This window comes from Paenibacillus algicola (assembly GCF_005577435.1).
Classification (GTDB): domain Bacteria; phylum Bacillota; class Bacilli; order Paenibacillales; family Paenibacillaceae; genus Paenibacillus_AQ; species Paenibacillus_AQ algicola.
The window spans coordinates 1,422,501-1,436,959 of the sequence record NZ_CP040396.1; the positions used below are offsets into that span (position 1 = coordinate 1,422,501).

Consider the following 14,459-nt stretch of genomic DNA (forward strand, 5'->3'; position numbering starts at 1 on the left):
GAAGAGTGCAAAGGCATAAGGGAGCTTGACTGCGAGACCTACACGTCGAGCAGGGACGAAAGTCGGGCTTAGTGATCCGGTGGTACCGCATGGAAGGGCCATCGCTCAACGGATAAAAGCTACCCTGGGGATAACAGGCTTATCTCCCCCAAGAGTCCACATCGACGGGGAGGTTTGGCACCTCGATGTCGGCTCATCGCATCCTGGGGCTGAAGTAGGTCCCAAGGGTTGGGCTGTTCGCCCATTAAAGCGGTACGCGAGCTGGGTTCAGAACGTCGTGAGACAGTTCGGTCCCTATCTGTCGTGGGCGTAGGAAATTTGAGAGGAGCTGTCCTTAGTACGAGAGGACCGGGATGGACGTACCGCTGGTGCACCAGTTGTTCCGCCAGGAGCATGGCTGGGTAGCTACGTACGGAAGGGATAAGCGCTGAAAGCATCTAAGCGTGAAGCCCCCCTCAAGATGAGATTTCCCAGTATGTAAGACCCCTTGAAGACCACGAGGTAGATAGGTTGGAGGTGGAAGTGCAGCAATGCATGGAGCTGACCAATACTAATCGGTCGAGGGCTTATCCTACAAGCTTTACGAAGTAAAGCTAGCTTCGGAAGCATTATGCTTCAATGGAATAGCCACGAAGTAAAGCAGCTACGGAGATGGATCATTCTCTAACAACGCACATTCGTTTCGTATCTAGTTTTCAGGTGATCAAAGCATCTTGATGGTGTACAAGTGGCACCTTCAAGACATCTTGATTACGGCATATGGCTATGCCGCATCCTGAATCACGTTTGGTGGTGATGGCGGAAGGGTTCCACGCGTACCCATCCCGAACACGACCGTTAAGCCTTCCAGCGCCGATGGTACTTGGACCGCAGGGTCCCGGGAGAGTAGGACGCCGCCAAGCGTGCATTACATATTCCCTGATAGCTCAGTTGGTAGAGCACTCGACTGTTAATCGAGTTGTCACAGGTTCGAGTCCTGTTCGGGGAGCCACATGGAGAGGTGTCCGAGTTGGTCGAAGGAGCACGATTGGAAATCGTGTAGGCGCCAAAAGCGTCTCGAGGGTTCGAATCCCTCTCTCTCCGCCAGACAGGTTTACATGGAAATAAGGCCCGTTGGTCAAGGGGTTAAGACACCTCCCTTTCACGGAGGTAACAGGGGTTCGAATCCCCTACGGGTCACCACTTTCTTTATATGATATATGGAGGCTTAGCTCAGCTGGGAGAGCATCTGCCTTACAAGCAGAGGGTCGGGGGTTCGATCCCCTCAGCCTCCACCATATAATTTTATGACGCGGGGTGGAGCAGCTCGGTAGCTCGTCGGGCTCATAACCCGAAGGCCGCAGGTTCAAATCCTGCCCCCGCAACCAATTATATCGCATAGCGATTATGCCTCATGGAACTGTGGTGTAGAGGCCTAACATGCCTGCCTGTCACGCAGGAGATCGCGGGTTCGAATCCCGTCAGTTCCGCCATCTTTGAACAGCTCCAGGGATGAGAATCCGATATTGGGTTCGTCGGAGCATACTCTTCGGAAGCATAAGCTTCGCAGTCTCGAACGAAGAGAGAGTATTCCGTCAGTTCCGCCATCTTTGAATAGCAACAGGGATGAGAATCCCGTGATATTTATTGGGACAAGCTCCCGTATTTTTTTTGCTTGTATGAGCCATTAGCTCAGTTGGTAGAGCACCTGACTTTTAATCAGGGTGTCGAAGGTTCGAGTCCTTCATGGCTCACCACAATATTTTATTTGCGGACGTGGCTCAGCGGTAGAGCATCGCCTTGCCAAGGCGAGGGTCGCGGGTTCGATTCCCGTCGTCCGCTCCATAAGTCCCCTTAGCTCAGCTGGATAGAGCGTTTGACTACGAATCAAAAGGTCGGGAGTTCGAATCTCTCAGGGGACGCCATTTAATGAACTCAAACTTCCAATTGGAAGTTTTTTTGTTTTGTAGGAATTTTCGAACTCTTTACCTGAGCGTACCGTTATAGTATATGAGCTGTATTGCTGAAGGGGGCAGAGTTATGTTTGCGCAGATCTTTTTAGGAATGTTCTGGGCCACTTTCTGAAATGGAATAAGCTTAGAAGCTCACGAATGAAAGGCCAGGTTAGAGCTGAAGCCATTCCCTCTTACCAACGAGGATTGGCCTTACCTAGTGTATGCCTTGGTCTGATCTTTATCATGATGGGCTGGGTGGAACATCAAATGTGGCTGCCTGTGAATAGATTCATTCTCATATATTTGGTGTTAGCCATGATACCGGTAATAATGCTGTATCGTAATCATAAACGACATCAGAAACATTTTTATTAAATTCATCTCATCAACAAAATGCTTGTCACACCATAGAGTGCTATGATATAATATTTCTATCGCTTTCGGGACGTAGCTCAGCTTGGTAGAGCACCTGGTTTGGGACCAGGGGGTCGCATGTTCAAATCGTGTCGTCCCGATTTTTGAAGTGAGAGAAGAACTGTACATCTTGTCGATGTACGGTTTTTTTCTGTCTATACCTCTGTTGCGCTGTTGCATAACTGACAGATTTTGCGGTCAAACTATAAAAAAACAACGGACAGAAGGGGATTACTTTGGACATTTTTCAAATCCGAAAATTGTGGAGAAAGCGTTGGAAACGCTGGAGAAGAGCGATATGGACCTGCTCGTTGTTCATTGGAATTGGTCTGCTGGCTTTTTCGGGAAATCAACTGACCGAGCGTATGAAGGAGCTGCTGACACAGGACACGCACCCGGCTCCCATTGCTCTGGAAACACTTTTGCAGCTTCAGATCGACCCGCAAGCAGAACAGCAGGCAGATTTCACTGAAGAACAGCAGCAATTCATGAAGACACTGAATGAGTATCAAGGACAGATGCAGGTGCATTTAAGAACGGTTTATGTGTGCGGTGTCGAGGAGAAAAGCCTAGGGCTGCATAGCGCTGATGGGATTTACGCGCTGATGAATCAAAATCCGGCCTTGAGGGGCAGCTTTGATTCGGAGGGTGAAGTGTGGCTGGAGGAGGCTGTTGCCGACGATTTATCTCCTTCTTGTAAAGAACAGGCTTACATCAGTGTGGATCAGCAGGGTAACCTGACGCTTTTTGACGGTCCACCGGAGAAGGATAAGGTAATCCAAACCTTTTTCCAGCTTGATATTGGATCTATGGAGTCGTCATTGCCAGTGGATGTGGTCAGGCAGCTGCAGCATGGTATCCGGGTACAGGATATAGAGGAGTACAACAGCGTGCTGTCTACGTTCAGTGATTATGCCAGGGATTTAGCGGAGGATGTTATGAAAGCACATTAATGAATGCCATAGATGATCTATCCTGAAAAGGATGGATCTTTTTTTGTGTCATGGCCGATGTAGAATGTTCTTGAAATGAGCAAAGTTTTCCTCAACGCAGGGCGTAAGTTTTGTTATAATGGAATAACGATACATATGTTCGCTTCAAGGGAGAGGTTAGGTTTGCGTATTATGGGAATAGACCCTGGCATAGCTATTGTCGGGTTCGGATTTGTAGATAAGGCCGGAAGCAAGCTGACGCCGGTGCAGTATGGGAGCATCCAGACGAAGGCGCATACTCCTGAAGAGGAACGTTTGCATCACGTATATGAAGGCATGGTTCAGCTGATTGATCAATATAAGCCGGATGCGGTCGCTTTTGAGAAGCTGTTTTTTAATCGGAATGTCACGAATGCGATGGCGGTTTCACAGGCTCGCGGCGTCTTGATTCTGGCTGCAGTCCAGCGCGGGCTGCCTATAGGAGAGTATACCCCGATGCAGGTCAAGCAGGCGATTGTCGGATATGGTAAGGCCGAGAAGAAGCAGGTTCAGGAAATGGTCCGAATGTTCCTCAAGCTTCAGACTGTCCCGAAGCCGGACGATGTCGCGGATGCTTTGGCGGTGGCGATCTGCCATGCCCATTCCTCTACGTTGAATTCTAAATTGAATGAGGTATTGCGAAAATGATTGATTTTTTACGCGGCCAGGTCGCTCATCTGGAAAATGAATATATTGTGCTGGACGTCCATGGCGTCGGCTATCGGGTGTTCTGCCCCAATCCCTTTGCCTTTGCGAAGCAGGAGGGCGAGGTCACGGTGTTTACGCACCATCATGTGCGGGAGGATGCCATTCTGCTGTATGGCTTTTCTACCCGGGAAGAGCAGCGGCTGTTTCGCAAGCTAATTGAGGTCTCAGGGATTGGACCACGGGTTGCGCTCGGTATTTTGGGTGGAGGGTCGCCAGATCATCTGGTGTCTGCCATTTATCAGGAGAACATCTCCTTCTTAATCAAGCTGCCAGGGATCGGAAAGAAGACGGCCCAGCGCATGATTCTGGATTTGAAAGACAAGCTTGAGGGCTTCCAATCAACCGTCGTTAATACCGGGCTGTTTGCGATGCCTGAAGAGACTGCGGGCGAAGCCGGCTACTGGCCGGAGGCACGAGAAGGCCTGAAGGCGCTGGGCTACACGGATGGGGAGCTGGATAAAGTATGGCAGCAGCTTAAAGCTCAGGCAGAGGGGGCATCGGTAGATGTCCTCATGAAAAAAGCGCTCCAGTTGTTATATGCAGGTTAAAGCTTCACATACAGGAAGGGAGTGTTGAAGGGTGGATGACCGAATCATCACGGCAAACCTAATGATGGAAGACCAAGCGGTCGAGCTCAGTCTCCGTCCTCGCTATCTCGCCGAATACATTGGCCAGAACCAAGTGAAGGAGAACCTCAAGATTTATATCGAGGCGGCCAAAATGCGCAAGGAAGCGCTGGATCATGTACTGCTGTACGGACCCCCAGGGCTTGGTAAAACGACATTATCTAATATTATTGCGAATGAGCTGGGCGTAAGTCTCCGAACGACCTCTGGACCTGCCATTGAGCGCCCGGGGGATCTCGCGGCTCTGCTGACCAATCTGCAGGAAGGTGATGTGCTCTTCATTGATGAGATTCACCGGCTGCACCGAACGGTAGAAGAGGTGCTGTATCCGGCGATGGAGGATTTTGCCCTGGATATTATGATTGGCAAGGGTCCCAGTGCGCGATCCGTCCGGCTGGACCTGCCTCCATTTACGCTTATTGGTGCCACAACACGCGCTGGACTCCTGTCGGCTCCGCTTCGAGACCGTTTCGGCGTAGTCAGCAGGCTGGAATTCTACACTGTGGATGAGCTTAGCTATATTGTGTCCCGGGCTGCCGATATATTAAATGTAGAAATTGTGGGAGAAGCCTCGAACGAAATTGCGCTGCGTTCCCGGGGTACACCGAGGATTGCGAACCGCTTGCTTAAGCGCGTGCGGGATTACGCCCAGGTTCGCGGGGACGGGATGATCACACCGGACATGGCCCAAGAAGCGCTTAAGATGCTTCAGGTGGATCCGATGGGGCTGGATATGATTGATCACAAAATGCTTCATGCTATGATCCACAGCTTCCGGGGAGGGCCGGTAGGCCTGGATACGATTGCTGCAACGATCGGGGAAGAAAGCCAGACCATTGAAGATGTGTATGAGCCTTATCTGCTGCAGATCGGATTTCTACAGCGGACGCCGCGGGGAAGAATGGTCACACCGGCCGGTTACGGCCATCTCGGTATTCCGTATCCACAGGATCGGCGCTAGATAGTTAAAGTTCAAGGAGGACATGGGATAATGAGCAGGAGTAACTGGAAAGTAAGAGCGCTGAAGGCTGCGCTAAAAATCATGCTGGCCGGTGCAGTCATGAGTACAGTCTGGACGGCAGCCCCTCAAGCACAGGTGCAGGCTGCCAGCATGGACAGCATCCGTGTCGCCTTGTTTCTGGATTTGGGGAGCAAATATAAATCAACGGTCCCGGCCGTAACGATCAGCTCGCAGGAGGCGTTGACAGCATCCTTTGTTACCCCTAATGCTAATATCCAGGCTGCTGCGCTTAACGCCGGAGAGCAGACTCGCCTTAGCAGCAATTCTTACCGTGTTAAGGTGATGGAATCCAAGGATTGGACAGTTATCGCGGAAGCCGTAAAGAAGCTGCAGGCAACCGTTGATAAGCCTGTAGTGTTCAGCTCCTATACCGAGCAAGGAAAAGTCTACCAGCTGTATACAGGAATGTATGCTTCAGAGCAGGCAGCCAAGGAAGCGGCGGCAAGAACCGCACTGGCTGCAGCAGTGTATCTCAAGGGCCAAATTCCGTCTGCAAAAGGCAGCATGCACCTGACGACAGGTTCTCTTGCTTCAGAAGCTGATGCAGAAGCGATGGTACGTGCCCTGCAGTATAATGGAGTAGATGCATTTAAGGCTATCGTTCCTGCCGGAGAAGGTGTGAGCTATGAAGCCTGGGCGGGTGAGGCTGTAAATGAAGCTGAGCTCAGTGCGCTCCAGAGCTCGGTCTCGAAGACGGCTATCACCATGGTGCCGACAGGGAACCATCCCGTCGGCCTGATCCTGCGGGAGGATGCAGGGCTGGATGCAGCTGCACCGCAAAGTATGGTGCATTACATGATATCAGGCCCCGGCTCCAAGCTGTGGCTTGCTGGCACAGGGGCTGGAATAAACGTCAAGGAGCGTTCCGGAAGAACCTACCGCGGCAGCATGGAGGCCGGCAGCAAGAATGGGCAGCTGTATCTCGTAAATACGGTGCCGTTTGAACAATATTTGTACTCGGTGGTGGGAGCAGAGGTTCCTTCCAGCTGGTCTATGGAGGCGCTTAAGGCACAGGCTGTGGCTGCTCGAAGCTATGCCCTGTATCAGGGGCTGCGATTTGAGGTGGCGCATGTTGTAGACACCGTATTGACACAAGCCTATAACGGGATTAGCTCAGAGGCTGAACGAACGACAGCAGCGGTTAACGCTACAGCGGGGGAAGTCCTGATGAGCGGCGGCAGTATTGTTGAAGCGGTTTTTTCATCCAATAGCGGAGGTGTCACGGCCGATCCTTCTGAGGTGTGGAACAGCGGCAACAATCTCTTCGCAGCGGTAGAAAGTCCGGGCGATGCTTCAGCGCAGGCAGCGCTGAAGAAATGGTATGCCATTTTGCTGCCAAGCGGACAGACGGGATACGTGCGTGAAGATAATGTGAAGGAAACGGGAAGCACGCTGTCCGGCTTGAAAACGATGACGGTCACGGCGAATTCCACCAACGTCCGGCCACTTCCGATGATTCAGTCTTCAGTGCAGCCATTGACTCAAATGAATCCGGGTCAGACTGCCATCGTTCTGGATATCGTCTCTGAATCCGGCAGCTACGACTGGGTGCGAGGACCCTTTACGTCGGAGCAGCTGCTGGGAAGTCTCAAGGGCAGGACGTCCACATCTTTGCCTTCCGTTATTACATCGTTGGAGGTTACAGGTCGGGGGCCTTCCGGAAGAGTGACGGAGCTGACCTTGAACGGTCAGGCTTTAAAGGTCAGCTATCCGGATATGTTCCGCTCGGCGCTGGGAGGCTTGCCAAGCACAATGTTTGATATTGAGCCAACCGGCAGTTATACTGTATTGGGCGCAAACGGCGCTGCTTCCGCTTCAAGCTCTACGCCGCTGACCATTCTTGGTGCAGATCAGGCGAAGCGACCGGCAGCAGCCGGCATGATTATTATGAACGGAGCCGGTAAATCCCGCGCTTTGGAGAGCGGCCAGGGATTTCGTTTTGTAGGCAAGGGCAATGGCCATGGATTGGGCCTCTCTCAATGGGGAGCAAAGGGCATGGCGGATGAAGGGTATGATTACAAACAGATTTTGCAACACTATTACCGCAATACCACTATAGTTAAGGACTGACTGACATGAATGTCGATGCATATGATTTCGAGCTTCCGGAGGAGCTGATTGCGCAGACGCCTTTACTGGAGCGCAGCTCTTCCCGGCTGCTTACTTTGAATAAAGAAACGGGAGAAACCACCCATGAGCATTTCTCAAGTATCCTTGAACAACTGAGACCGGGCGATACCTTGGTACTGAATGATACGAAGGTTATTCCGGCGCGGCTGTTTGGGGTGAAGGAGGATACGGCAGCGAAGGCTGAAGTGCTGCTGCTGAAAAATTTGTCAGGTGATACCTGGGAAGCGCTCGTCAAGCCGGGCAAAAAGCTGAAGACCGGAAGCGTCATCGTGTTCGGAGACGGGCAGCTGCGGGCGACGATCGAATCGGAGGGAGATATGGGGGCGCGTACGCTCACCTTTTCCTATGAGGGGATTTTTCAGGAAATTCTGGATGCCTTGGGACAAATGCCGCTTCCTCCTTATATTAAAGAGAAGCTGGAGGATAAAGACCGGTATCAGACGGTATATGCGAAGAACGAAGGCTCCGCTGCCGCTCCGACCGCAGGGCTCCATTTTACAGAAGATCTGCTTCAGAATATTCGCAGCAAGGGAGTCGATATTGCTTTTATAACGCTGCATGTGGGTCTGGGCACCTTCCGTCCGATGTCTGTCGAGCGGGTCGAAGACCATGTGATGCACGAAGAGTACTACATGATCTCCTCGGAAACAGCGGCTATATTGAATGAGACGAAGGCGCGGGGCGGTAGAGTGGTGGCGGTCGGGACAACCTCCTGTCGCACTCTGGAAACGGCCGGAAATCAGTTCAAGGGACAGCCGCTGGAGGAATGCAGCGGCTGGACCGATATTTTTATATACCCCGGCTATGAATTTCAGGTTGTGGATGCACTCATTACGAACTTCCATCTGCCGAAATCCACGCTGGTTATGCTGGTCAGTGCGCTGGCAGGAAGAGATCATATTATTGCCGCTTACAAGGAAGCGGTAGAGCAGCAATACCGTTTCTTCAGCTTCGGTGATGCGATGTTTATTTTTTAACTCGGAGGTTTTGTCAAACATGACAGCAGCAGTGACATACGAACATATTAAAACTTGCAAGCAATCGGGGGCCAGACTGGGACGGGTACATACTCCCCACGGCGTAATCGATACCCCGACCTTTATGCCTGTGGGTACGCTGGCGACGGTAAAGACCATGAGTCCGGAAGAGCTAAAGGCCATGGAGGCCCAGATCATATTAAGCAACACGTATCATCTGTTTCTGCGACCGGGACATGACATCGTTCAGGCAGCGGGCGGACTTCACAAATTCATGAATTGGGATCGGCCGATCCTGACAGACAGCGGTGGCTTCCAGGTATTCAGTCTGGCGGAAATGCGGAAGATTACAGAGGAGGGCGTACATTTCCGCTCCCATCTGAATGGAGACAAGCTGTTTCTGTCCCCGGAGGTCGCGATGGAAATCCAGAACGCTCTGGGATCAGACATTATGATGGCATTTGATGAATGCCCTCCGTTTCCAGCCGAGTACGAATATGTCAAGAAATCCACAGAGCGGACCTCCCGCTGGGCGGAAAGATGCCTTAAGAGCCATGCCAGACCGCAGGATCAGGCACTATTTGCTATCGTTCAGGGGGGCATGCACGAAGACCTCCGCGTACAGAGCGCCCGGGATTTGACTTCCATGGATTTCCCGGGTTATGCTATTGGTGGACTTAGTGTGGGAGAATCCAAGCAATTGATGTATGAAGTGTTGGATTACACCGTGCCCCTGCTGCCAGAGAACAAGCCCCGCTACCTGATGGGTGTCGGCTCGCCTGATGCGCTGCTGGAAGGCTCGATCCGGGGTGTGGATATGTTCGACTGCGTGCTTCCGACGCGGATCGCCCGCAACGGGACGACCATGACAAGCCAAGGCCGTCTTGTCGTTCGCAATGCACAGTACGCAAGGGACTTTGGGCCGCTGGATCCGGAGTGTGACTGCTATACATGCCGTAACTACTCTCGTGCCTATCTCCGCCATTTAATCAAGAGTGACGAGACGTTCGGGCTTCGCCTGACGACGTATCACAATCTTCACTTCCTGATTAATCTGATGAAGAATGTGCGGGAGAGTATTATGGAAGACCGTTTGCTGGATTTCCGCGATGAGTTTTTTGACAAATACGGTCTGCATAACAACGAAAAAGGATTTTAAGAGGTTACCATCATGGATGGTCCATGAAGGGGGGGAAAGATATGTTTCAATTAGCAAGTGGAGAAACGGCTCAAGGTGGTTTGATCGGCTTGATTCTGCCTTTCGTATTGATGTTTGTGATCTTTTACTTCCTGTTGATTCGTCCTCAGCAGAAGAAGCAGAAGACCCGCAACGCAATGCTTAGCGCATTGAAGAAGGGGGATAAGGTCGTAACGATCGGAGGCCTTCACGGAACGATTGTAGAGATTACGGATGATATCGTGGTCTTGAAGGTGAATGACGTCACGAAGCTTACTTTTGACCGGAGCTCCATCAGCCACAGTGTAAGTCAGGCTTCAGAGGCGTAAGTCTCGGCCCGATCGGGCAAACATGACCTGCTCTGTAGGCACCAAAAAAGCTGTTCCGCTGCTAGTCAGCAATGGAACAGCTTTTTTGTCATAGGTTCAGGTATGCAGGATACAAGAAAAGGTCTTCTAGAAGTCTGTCTCAAGCAGCCCTGCTTGTCTTCTTAAGAACGGGAAGGTCGTTGGATCTGGAATACGTCACTCTGCCCAGATACAGGCCCATTGCCGTTGCAAACGAAGCCAGTGTGACTCCCGCAAGCATGTCGGAGATCCAGTGGATGCCCATATAAAAAATTGTAAAGATAATAATAAGTGCGCTTCCTCCAGTGATCCAGGCCCAGCGCCGATTACCGGACTGGAAGGCGAGCAGCGCCATGGTAACGGATAAGGAGGTATGCAGGCTCGGGAAGCAATTGTTCAGGCCGGATAACGGGCGGTAAACGGCTTCAAAGTCAGGAAACACTGCTAGCATGTGAAAGGTGACACCCGCTGGTGCGTAGGACCATACCTCATCGACAGGAAACAGCAGAAAGAACGGAATGGCCAGCGCATAATTGAACAAAATAGCATAGCAGGCCGCGTAGAGCAAAGGCTTGTTCTGCTGAATGAGATAAACGCCGAGTGATCCGATGATGATTGCCTGGAAGACAAGAACATAGAAAAATGCAAGCACATGCGTAAGCCAGGGGGCATAGAACAGATCCTGAATCTGCCTCACGACTTGCCCCTCCAAGCGGAATAGCAACGGTGTAAAATCATAATGGACCGGATATTTCATTTCAAATTTAAGCTCTAGCTTATTCAGCACAAGAATGCCCAGCATAGAAAGGAATAGGAGGAGAAACCGGATATTCGTCATGAATTCTCTGAGCAGCGCATACAGCGCTTTGAATGGGTTAGCCAGCGTCCCCAGCCACAACAGCACAATAACATTCAGCGTCGTGAATAAGGTAATGGTAACCATGGATTGGTACAGCACGGTAAAACAAAGGCCCCCTCTTATTTTATGTAAGACAGCGCCTTTAAGTTTATCACAAAACTCAACCATAGAATTAACATTTTATTTACGCAGGTTTACACCAAACATTCCGCCTAAAGCTCCCGCTCCGATGACGATACCAAGCAGAGTCATATCGCTGGCCGAGATGAAGCTGTTCAGAGCCAAGAAGCCAATGATCAAAAGGAGAATTCCATAGAGCAGTCCTGTGACCAGCCCATAGTACCAGCCCTTGCTTCCGGAGCGCCTGCCGCTCGCCAACCCGCCGAACCATGCCGCTGCTCCATGGACTACGAAGGTATAGAGGCTCAGGTCCTCCTCAGATAGGCTGCTTGCCCACAGCAGCATGGAAAGTGCAAAAGCTCCTGTGAACATCCAAATGAACGCATGCAGCAGTCCCGACAAAATGGGGTTCGTAATGCGCAGCGTGATCAAACGCCGGATGGACTCCAATATAACCGCCCCTTTCATTAACAGTATTGGTTGTAATTCATTGTATGGCCAAGCCCCTGCAGATAGTACAAATAAACAGTTTACATGATTACCATTAATTGAACACCGCCCTTCGAATGGAAATCTCTCTTCCAGGTCAGAATAGCAGTACCTTAGCAGTCTCTATTGCAGGCAGGGAGGGCATTTCATGTTTAAGGATGTATTTGGAAATCCTATTGTCGTGTTAATTTTACGAACCATGCTGATGTATGGCGTAACTTTTCTCATGATGCGGATTATGGGGAAAAGAGAGATCGGCAAGCTGTCTATTTTTGATCTCGTCATCTCTATTATGATTGCTGAAATTGCGGTGGTTGTTATTGAAGATGTCAGCAAACCGCTCCATGAAGGGCTGATTCCAATTGTGGTGCTGGTCCTCGTCCAGGTGCTGCTGGCTTTCTGGGGATTGAATAACCGAAAGGTGAGGCAGATTTTTGACGGCAAGCCGAGTGTCATTATATCGAATGGAAAGCTGAACCGTAAGGAAATGAGCAAGCTCCGGTATAACCTCGATGACCTGATGCAGCAGCTGAGAGGTAAGGATGTTGATAGCTTGGCTGATGTGGAATTTGCGGTATTGGAAACCAGCGGACAGCTAACGGTCATTCAAAAGGACGATAGTTCATCTTCACCATCCTCTTCCCAAGACAAGGAAAGCAGCAAAGAAACGGGGACTTCAGCAGGCACCCGCCGCAAGACAGGATACAAGGAGGAGCCGGTTCCTATCCCGTATGAAAAAATCAAGTATCAGGGTCTGCCCGTCCCGCTCATTATGGATGGCAAGGTGCAGGATGAGAACCTGAGCATGGTGGATAAGAACCGGTTCTGGCTGAAAAATGAAATACGAAAGCATGGAGTGCGTGATTTCAAAGATATTTTCTTATGCTCACTTGATCATAAAGGAAGAATTTACATTGATACCAAAGACAAATAGCGCTGTCGTTTAGAAGCGCAGAAACCATTTGCCAAAGACAGGCATACGGGAAAGATCGCGGGCTGTCACTAAACGTGTAGCAAAAACCGCAGCCGTATACAGTATCACACTGACTCCTGCTGCACAGATAAACTGGAGCCATGGCCGTTCGGTGAAGGGCAGATGCAAATAACTATACAGCAGGCCTGCCCCCATCATCAGCATGACAGCAAGGGTCTTCACATAATCAAGCCATTTAAAACGGAAGCCGATCATTCTGGACACGCTGATGCTGTGCAGCAAGGTGACCGTGATGCTGTTGACAATAATGGCAATGACAGCTCCATGAATGCCGAATTCCGGATTAGAGGACAGGTATAGAATGAGCCCCAGCTTGATACAAGCCCCGATTAGCGTGTTGATTAATGCCTTGCCTGGACGGTCCAGGGCCTGTAACGCAGCCTGCAGCGGAGCCTGTACATAAAGAAATAAAGCAAAGGGCGCCATTAGCTGAAGCATCCCGGCAATGTCTGCATTATCGTAAAGCAACAGACATAGCGGCTCCGCGAGCACGTACATAATGACAGCAAAAGGCGCACCCGTCACCATCGCCAGCCTCAACGCCTGGTTCATGCGTTTATGGATCAGTGCGCGGTCGTTACGGGCAGCAGCCTCTGATAGTGACGGAACCAGCGCAACCGCGAGTGACATTGTAATTGCTCCTGGCAGCAGCAGCAGCGGAATAATCATTCCCTGCAGGGCACCATACTGCGCCGTGGCAGCCGCCGTGGCGATGCCTGCAAGGGCGAGGCTTCTGGCCGTGATGATAGACTCCAGCAAGTAAGATAACGAACCGACCATTCTGCCGCCCGTAACAGGTAGTGCTATGCCGAGGAGTCGGGACAGCAGGCTTCGCTTGCTCTGTGTATCGACAAAGGACTGCCCGGTGATGCTCTGGACAGGCGGGGTCATATTCGGCAGTCGCTGCTGCTCCTTGCTGTACTGCCACAAAAGCACGAACATACCGAGCAGCTCCCCGACGGCCGTGCCGAGCATCGCCCCGGCTGCGCCGAAGGCCAGCCCTTTGGGCATCAGCAGATGAGCAAACCACAGCATACAAACAATTCGGACAATGGTCTCAATGATGGATGAAGCGGCAGAAGGGACCATATTTTGCTTGCCTTGAAAATAACCCCGGTATACGGCTGAGACCGCAATAATGATCATCATGGGTGTCATGCTGACAAAGGTGTAATAGACACGCTCATCCGGCAGAATAACCTGCGTAATCCAAGGCGCGAGCCACAGGCTGATGCCCATAAAAATTGTACCGAGCGTCAAGGTGAGGATCAGGCTGACACGGAGGATCTGCTGGGAGCGGGCGGTTTGGCCGGCGCCTTCGGCCTCCGCTACCATTTTTGCAATAGCAAGCGGGATGCCGCCTGTAATCAAAGTCACGAGTACGATGAAAAAAGGATACCCGAGCTGATAGATACCGACTCCTTCAGGACCGATAATCCGGGGCAGCGCAATCCGCGGTATAAAACCGAGAAGTCGGTTCAGAATCCCGGCTGTCAGCAGGATGATCGTTCCTTTAATAAATGACTGCTTGTTCAAGGCATAATCCAACTCCTCGGCTTCTATCATGAAATGGATGTGTTGTATAGGATATGCCTGACCTGTCCCAACTCATGACATGACTTTTTTGAAAGGACAGAGGTGAGAAAAAGAAGGAATCCCTTACTGGCAGTCGAATGTGTTAAGGTATTACAA

General features: G+C 51.1%; 12 protein-coding genes, 10 tRNA genes and 2 rRNA genes (1 of these 24 only partly in view). 21 read left to right on the top strand and 3 right to left on the bottom strand.

The genetic code is table 11. The features are described 5' to 3' along the window. The 20 genes from E6C60_RS06300 to yajC all read left to right on the top strand — a co-directional run. A 23S ribosomal RNA gene (locus E6C60_RS06300) occupies positions 1-574 on the top strand; it begins 2,480 nt to the left of the window's first position. A gap of 211 nt (positions 575-785) precedes the next feature. Then, positions 786-902, top strand: a 5S ribosomal RNA gene (rrf, locus tag E6C60_RS06305). 13 nt (positions 903-915) lie between these two features. After that, positions 916-991, top strand: a tRNA-Asn gene (locus E6C60_RS06310). Positions 992-994: 3 nt separating this feature from the next. Next, a tRNA-Ser gene (locus tag E6C60_RS06315) sits at positions 995-1,086 on the top strand. Between the two features lie 21 nt (positions 1,087-1,107). Then, positions 1,108-1,182: transfer RNA gene (locus E6C60_RS06320), tRNA-Glu, on the top strand. A 19-nt stretch (positions 1,183-1,201) separates the two neighbouring features. Beyond that, positions 1,202-1,277, top strand: a tRNA-Val gene (locus E6C60_RS06325). 13 nt (positions 1,278-1,290) lie between these two features. Then, a tRNA-Met gene (locus tag E6C60_RS06330) sits at positions 1,291-1,367 on the top strand. A 28-nt stretch (positions 1,368-1,395) separates the two neighbouring features. Beyond that, positions 1,396-1,472, top strand: a tRNA-Asp gene (locus E6C60_RS06335). A 188-nt stretch (positions 1,473-1,660) separates the two neighbouring features. Further along, positions 1,661-1,736: transfer RNA gene (locus E6C60_RS06340), tRNA-Lys, on the top strand. 13 nt (positions 1,737-1,749) lie between these two features. After that, positions 1,750-1,824 (top strand) — tRNA-Gly (locus E6C60_RS06345). A 3-nt stretch (positions 1,825-1,827) separates the two neighbouring features. Then, positions 1,828-1,904 (top strand) — tRNA-Arg (locus E6C60_RS06350). A 471-nt stretch (positions 1,905-2,375) separates the two neighbouring features. Beyond that, a tRNA-Pro gene (locus tag E6C60_RS06355) sits at positions 2,376-2,449 on the top strand. 159 nt (positions 2,450-2,608) lie between these two features. After that, entirely contained in the window at positions 2,609-3,301 is a 693-nt protein-coding gene (locus E6C60_RS06360) for a BofC C-terminal domain-containing protein (RefSeq protein ID WP_233281166.1), read from the top strand. A gap of 162 nt (positions 3,302-3,463) precedes the next feature. Beyond that, positions 3,464-3,967 carry a crossover junction endodeoxyribonuclease RuvC gene (gene ruvC / locus E6C60_RS06365; RefSeq protein WP_138225088.1) on the top strand — a complete coding sequence of 168 codons (504 nt, stop codon included), beginning with the start codon at positions 3,464-3,466 and terminating at the stop codon, positions 3,965-3,967. Further along, complete coding sequence (ruvA, locus tag E6C60_RS06370; RefSeq protein ID WP_138225089.1) at positions 3,964-4,575, top strand: Holliday junction branch migration protein RuvA; 612 nt, start codon at positions 3,964-3,966, stop codon at positions 4,573-4,575. The genes ruvC and ruvA overlap by 4 nt, the downstream gene beginning before the upstream one ends. Positions 4,576-4,606: 31 nt before the next feature. Next, positions 4,607-5,614, top strand: coding sequence for a Holliday junction branch migration DNA helicase RuvB (gene ruvB, locus E6C60_RS06375; RefSeq protein WP_138225090.1), 1,008 nt, complete (start codon positions 4,607-4,609; stop codon positions 5,612-5,614). Positions 5,615-5,644: 30 nt separating this feature from the next. Further along, a complete protein-coding gene (locus E6C60_RS06380; RefSeq protein WP_138225091.1) occupies positions 5,645-7,744 on the top strand; it encodes a SpoIID/LytB domain-containing protein in 2,100 nt (699 codons plus the stop codon). 5 nt (positions 7,745-7,749) lie between these two features. Then, a complete protein-coding gene (queA, locus tag E6C60_RS06385; protein ID WP_138225092.1) occupies positions 7,750-8,781 on the top strand; it encodes a tRNA preQ1(34) S-adenosylmethionine ribosyltransferase-isomerase QueA in 1,032 nt (343 codons plus the stop codon). A gap of 19 nt (positions 8,782-8,800) precedes the next feature. Then, entirely contained in the window at positions 8,801-9,940 is a 1,140-nt protein-coding gene (tgt, locus tag E6C60_RS06390; RefSeq protein WP_138225093.1) for a tRNA guanosine(34) transglycosylase Tgt, read from the top strand. Positions 9,941-9,981: 41 nt separating this feature from the next. After that, the gene (gene yajC / locus E6C60_RS06395) at positions 9,982-10,287 is read left to right on the top strand and encodes a preprotein translocase subunit YajC (protein WP_138225094.1); all 306 of its coding nucleotides are present in this window, start codon (positions 9,982-9,984) and stop codon (positions 10,285-10,287) included. Between the two features lie 139 nt (positions 10,288-10,426). Here the strand turns inward: yajC and E6C60_RS06400 are convergent, their stop codons facing one another. Beyond that, positions 10,427-11,263 carry a phosphatase PAP2 family protein gene (locus tag E6C60_RS06400; RefSeq protein WP_233281167.1) on the bottom strand — a complete coding sequence of 279 codons (837 nt, stop codon included), beginning with the start codon at positions 11,261-11,263 and terminating at the stop codon, positions 10,427-10,429. A gap of 81 nt (positions 11,264-11,344) precedes the next feature. Continuing rightward, positions 11,345-11,734 (bottom strand): TIGR04086 family membrane protein, encoded by a 390-nt coding sequence (locus E6C60_RS06405; protein WP_138225095.1) that lies wholly within the window; start codon positions 11,732-11,734, stop codon positions 11,345-11,347. Between the two features lie 187 nt (positions 11,735-11,921). Between E6C60_RS06405 and E6C60_RS06410 the strand changes: the two genes are divergently transcribed. Continuing rightward, complete coding sequence (locus E6C60_RS06410) at positions 11,922-12,707, top strand: YetF domain-containing protein (RefSeq protein WP_138225096.1); 786 nt, start codon at positions 11,922-11,924, stop codon at positions 12,705-12,707. Between the two features lie 9 nt (positions 12,708-12,716). Here the strand turns inward: E6C60_RS06410 and spoVB are convergent, their stop codons facing one another. Beyond that, positions 12,717-14,303 (bottom strand): stage V sporulation protein B, encoded by a 1,587-nt coding sequence (spoVB, locus tag E6C60_RS06415; RefSeq protein ID WP_138225097.1) that lies wholly within the window; start codon positions 14,301-14,303, stop codon positions 12,717-12,719. Positions 14,304-14,459: the final 156 nt, after the last annotated feature.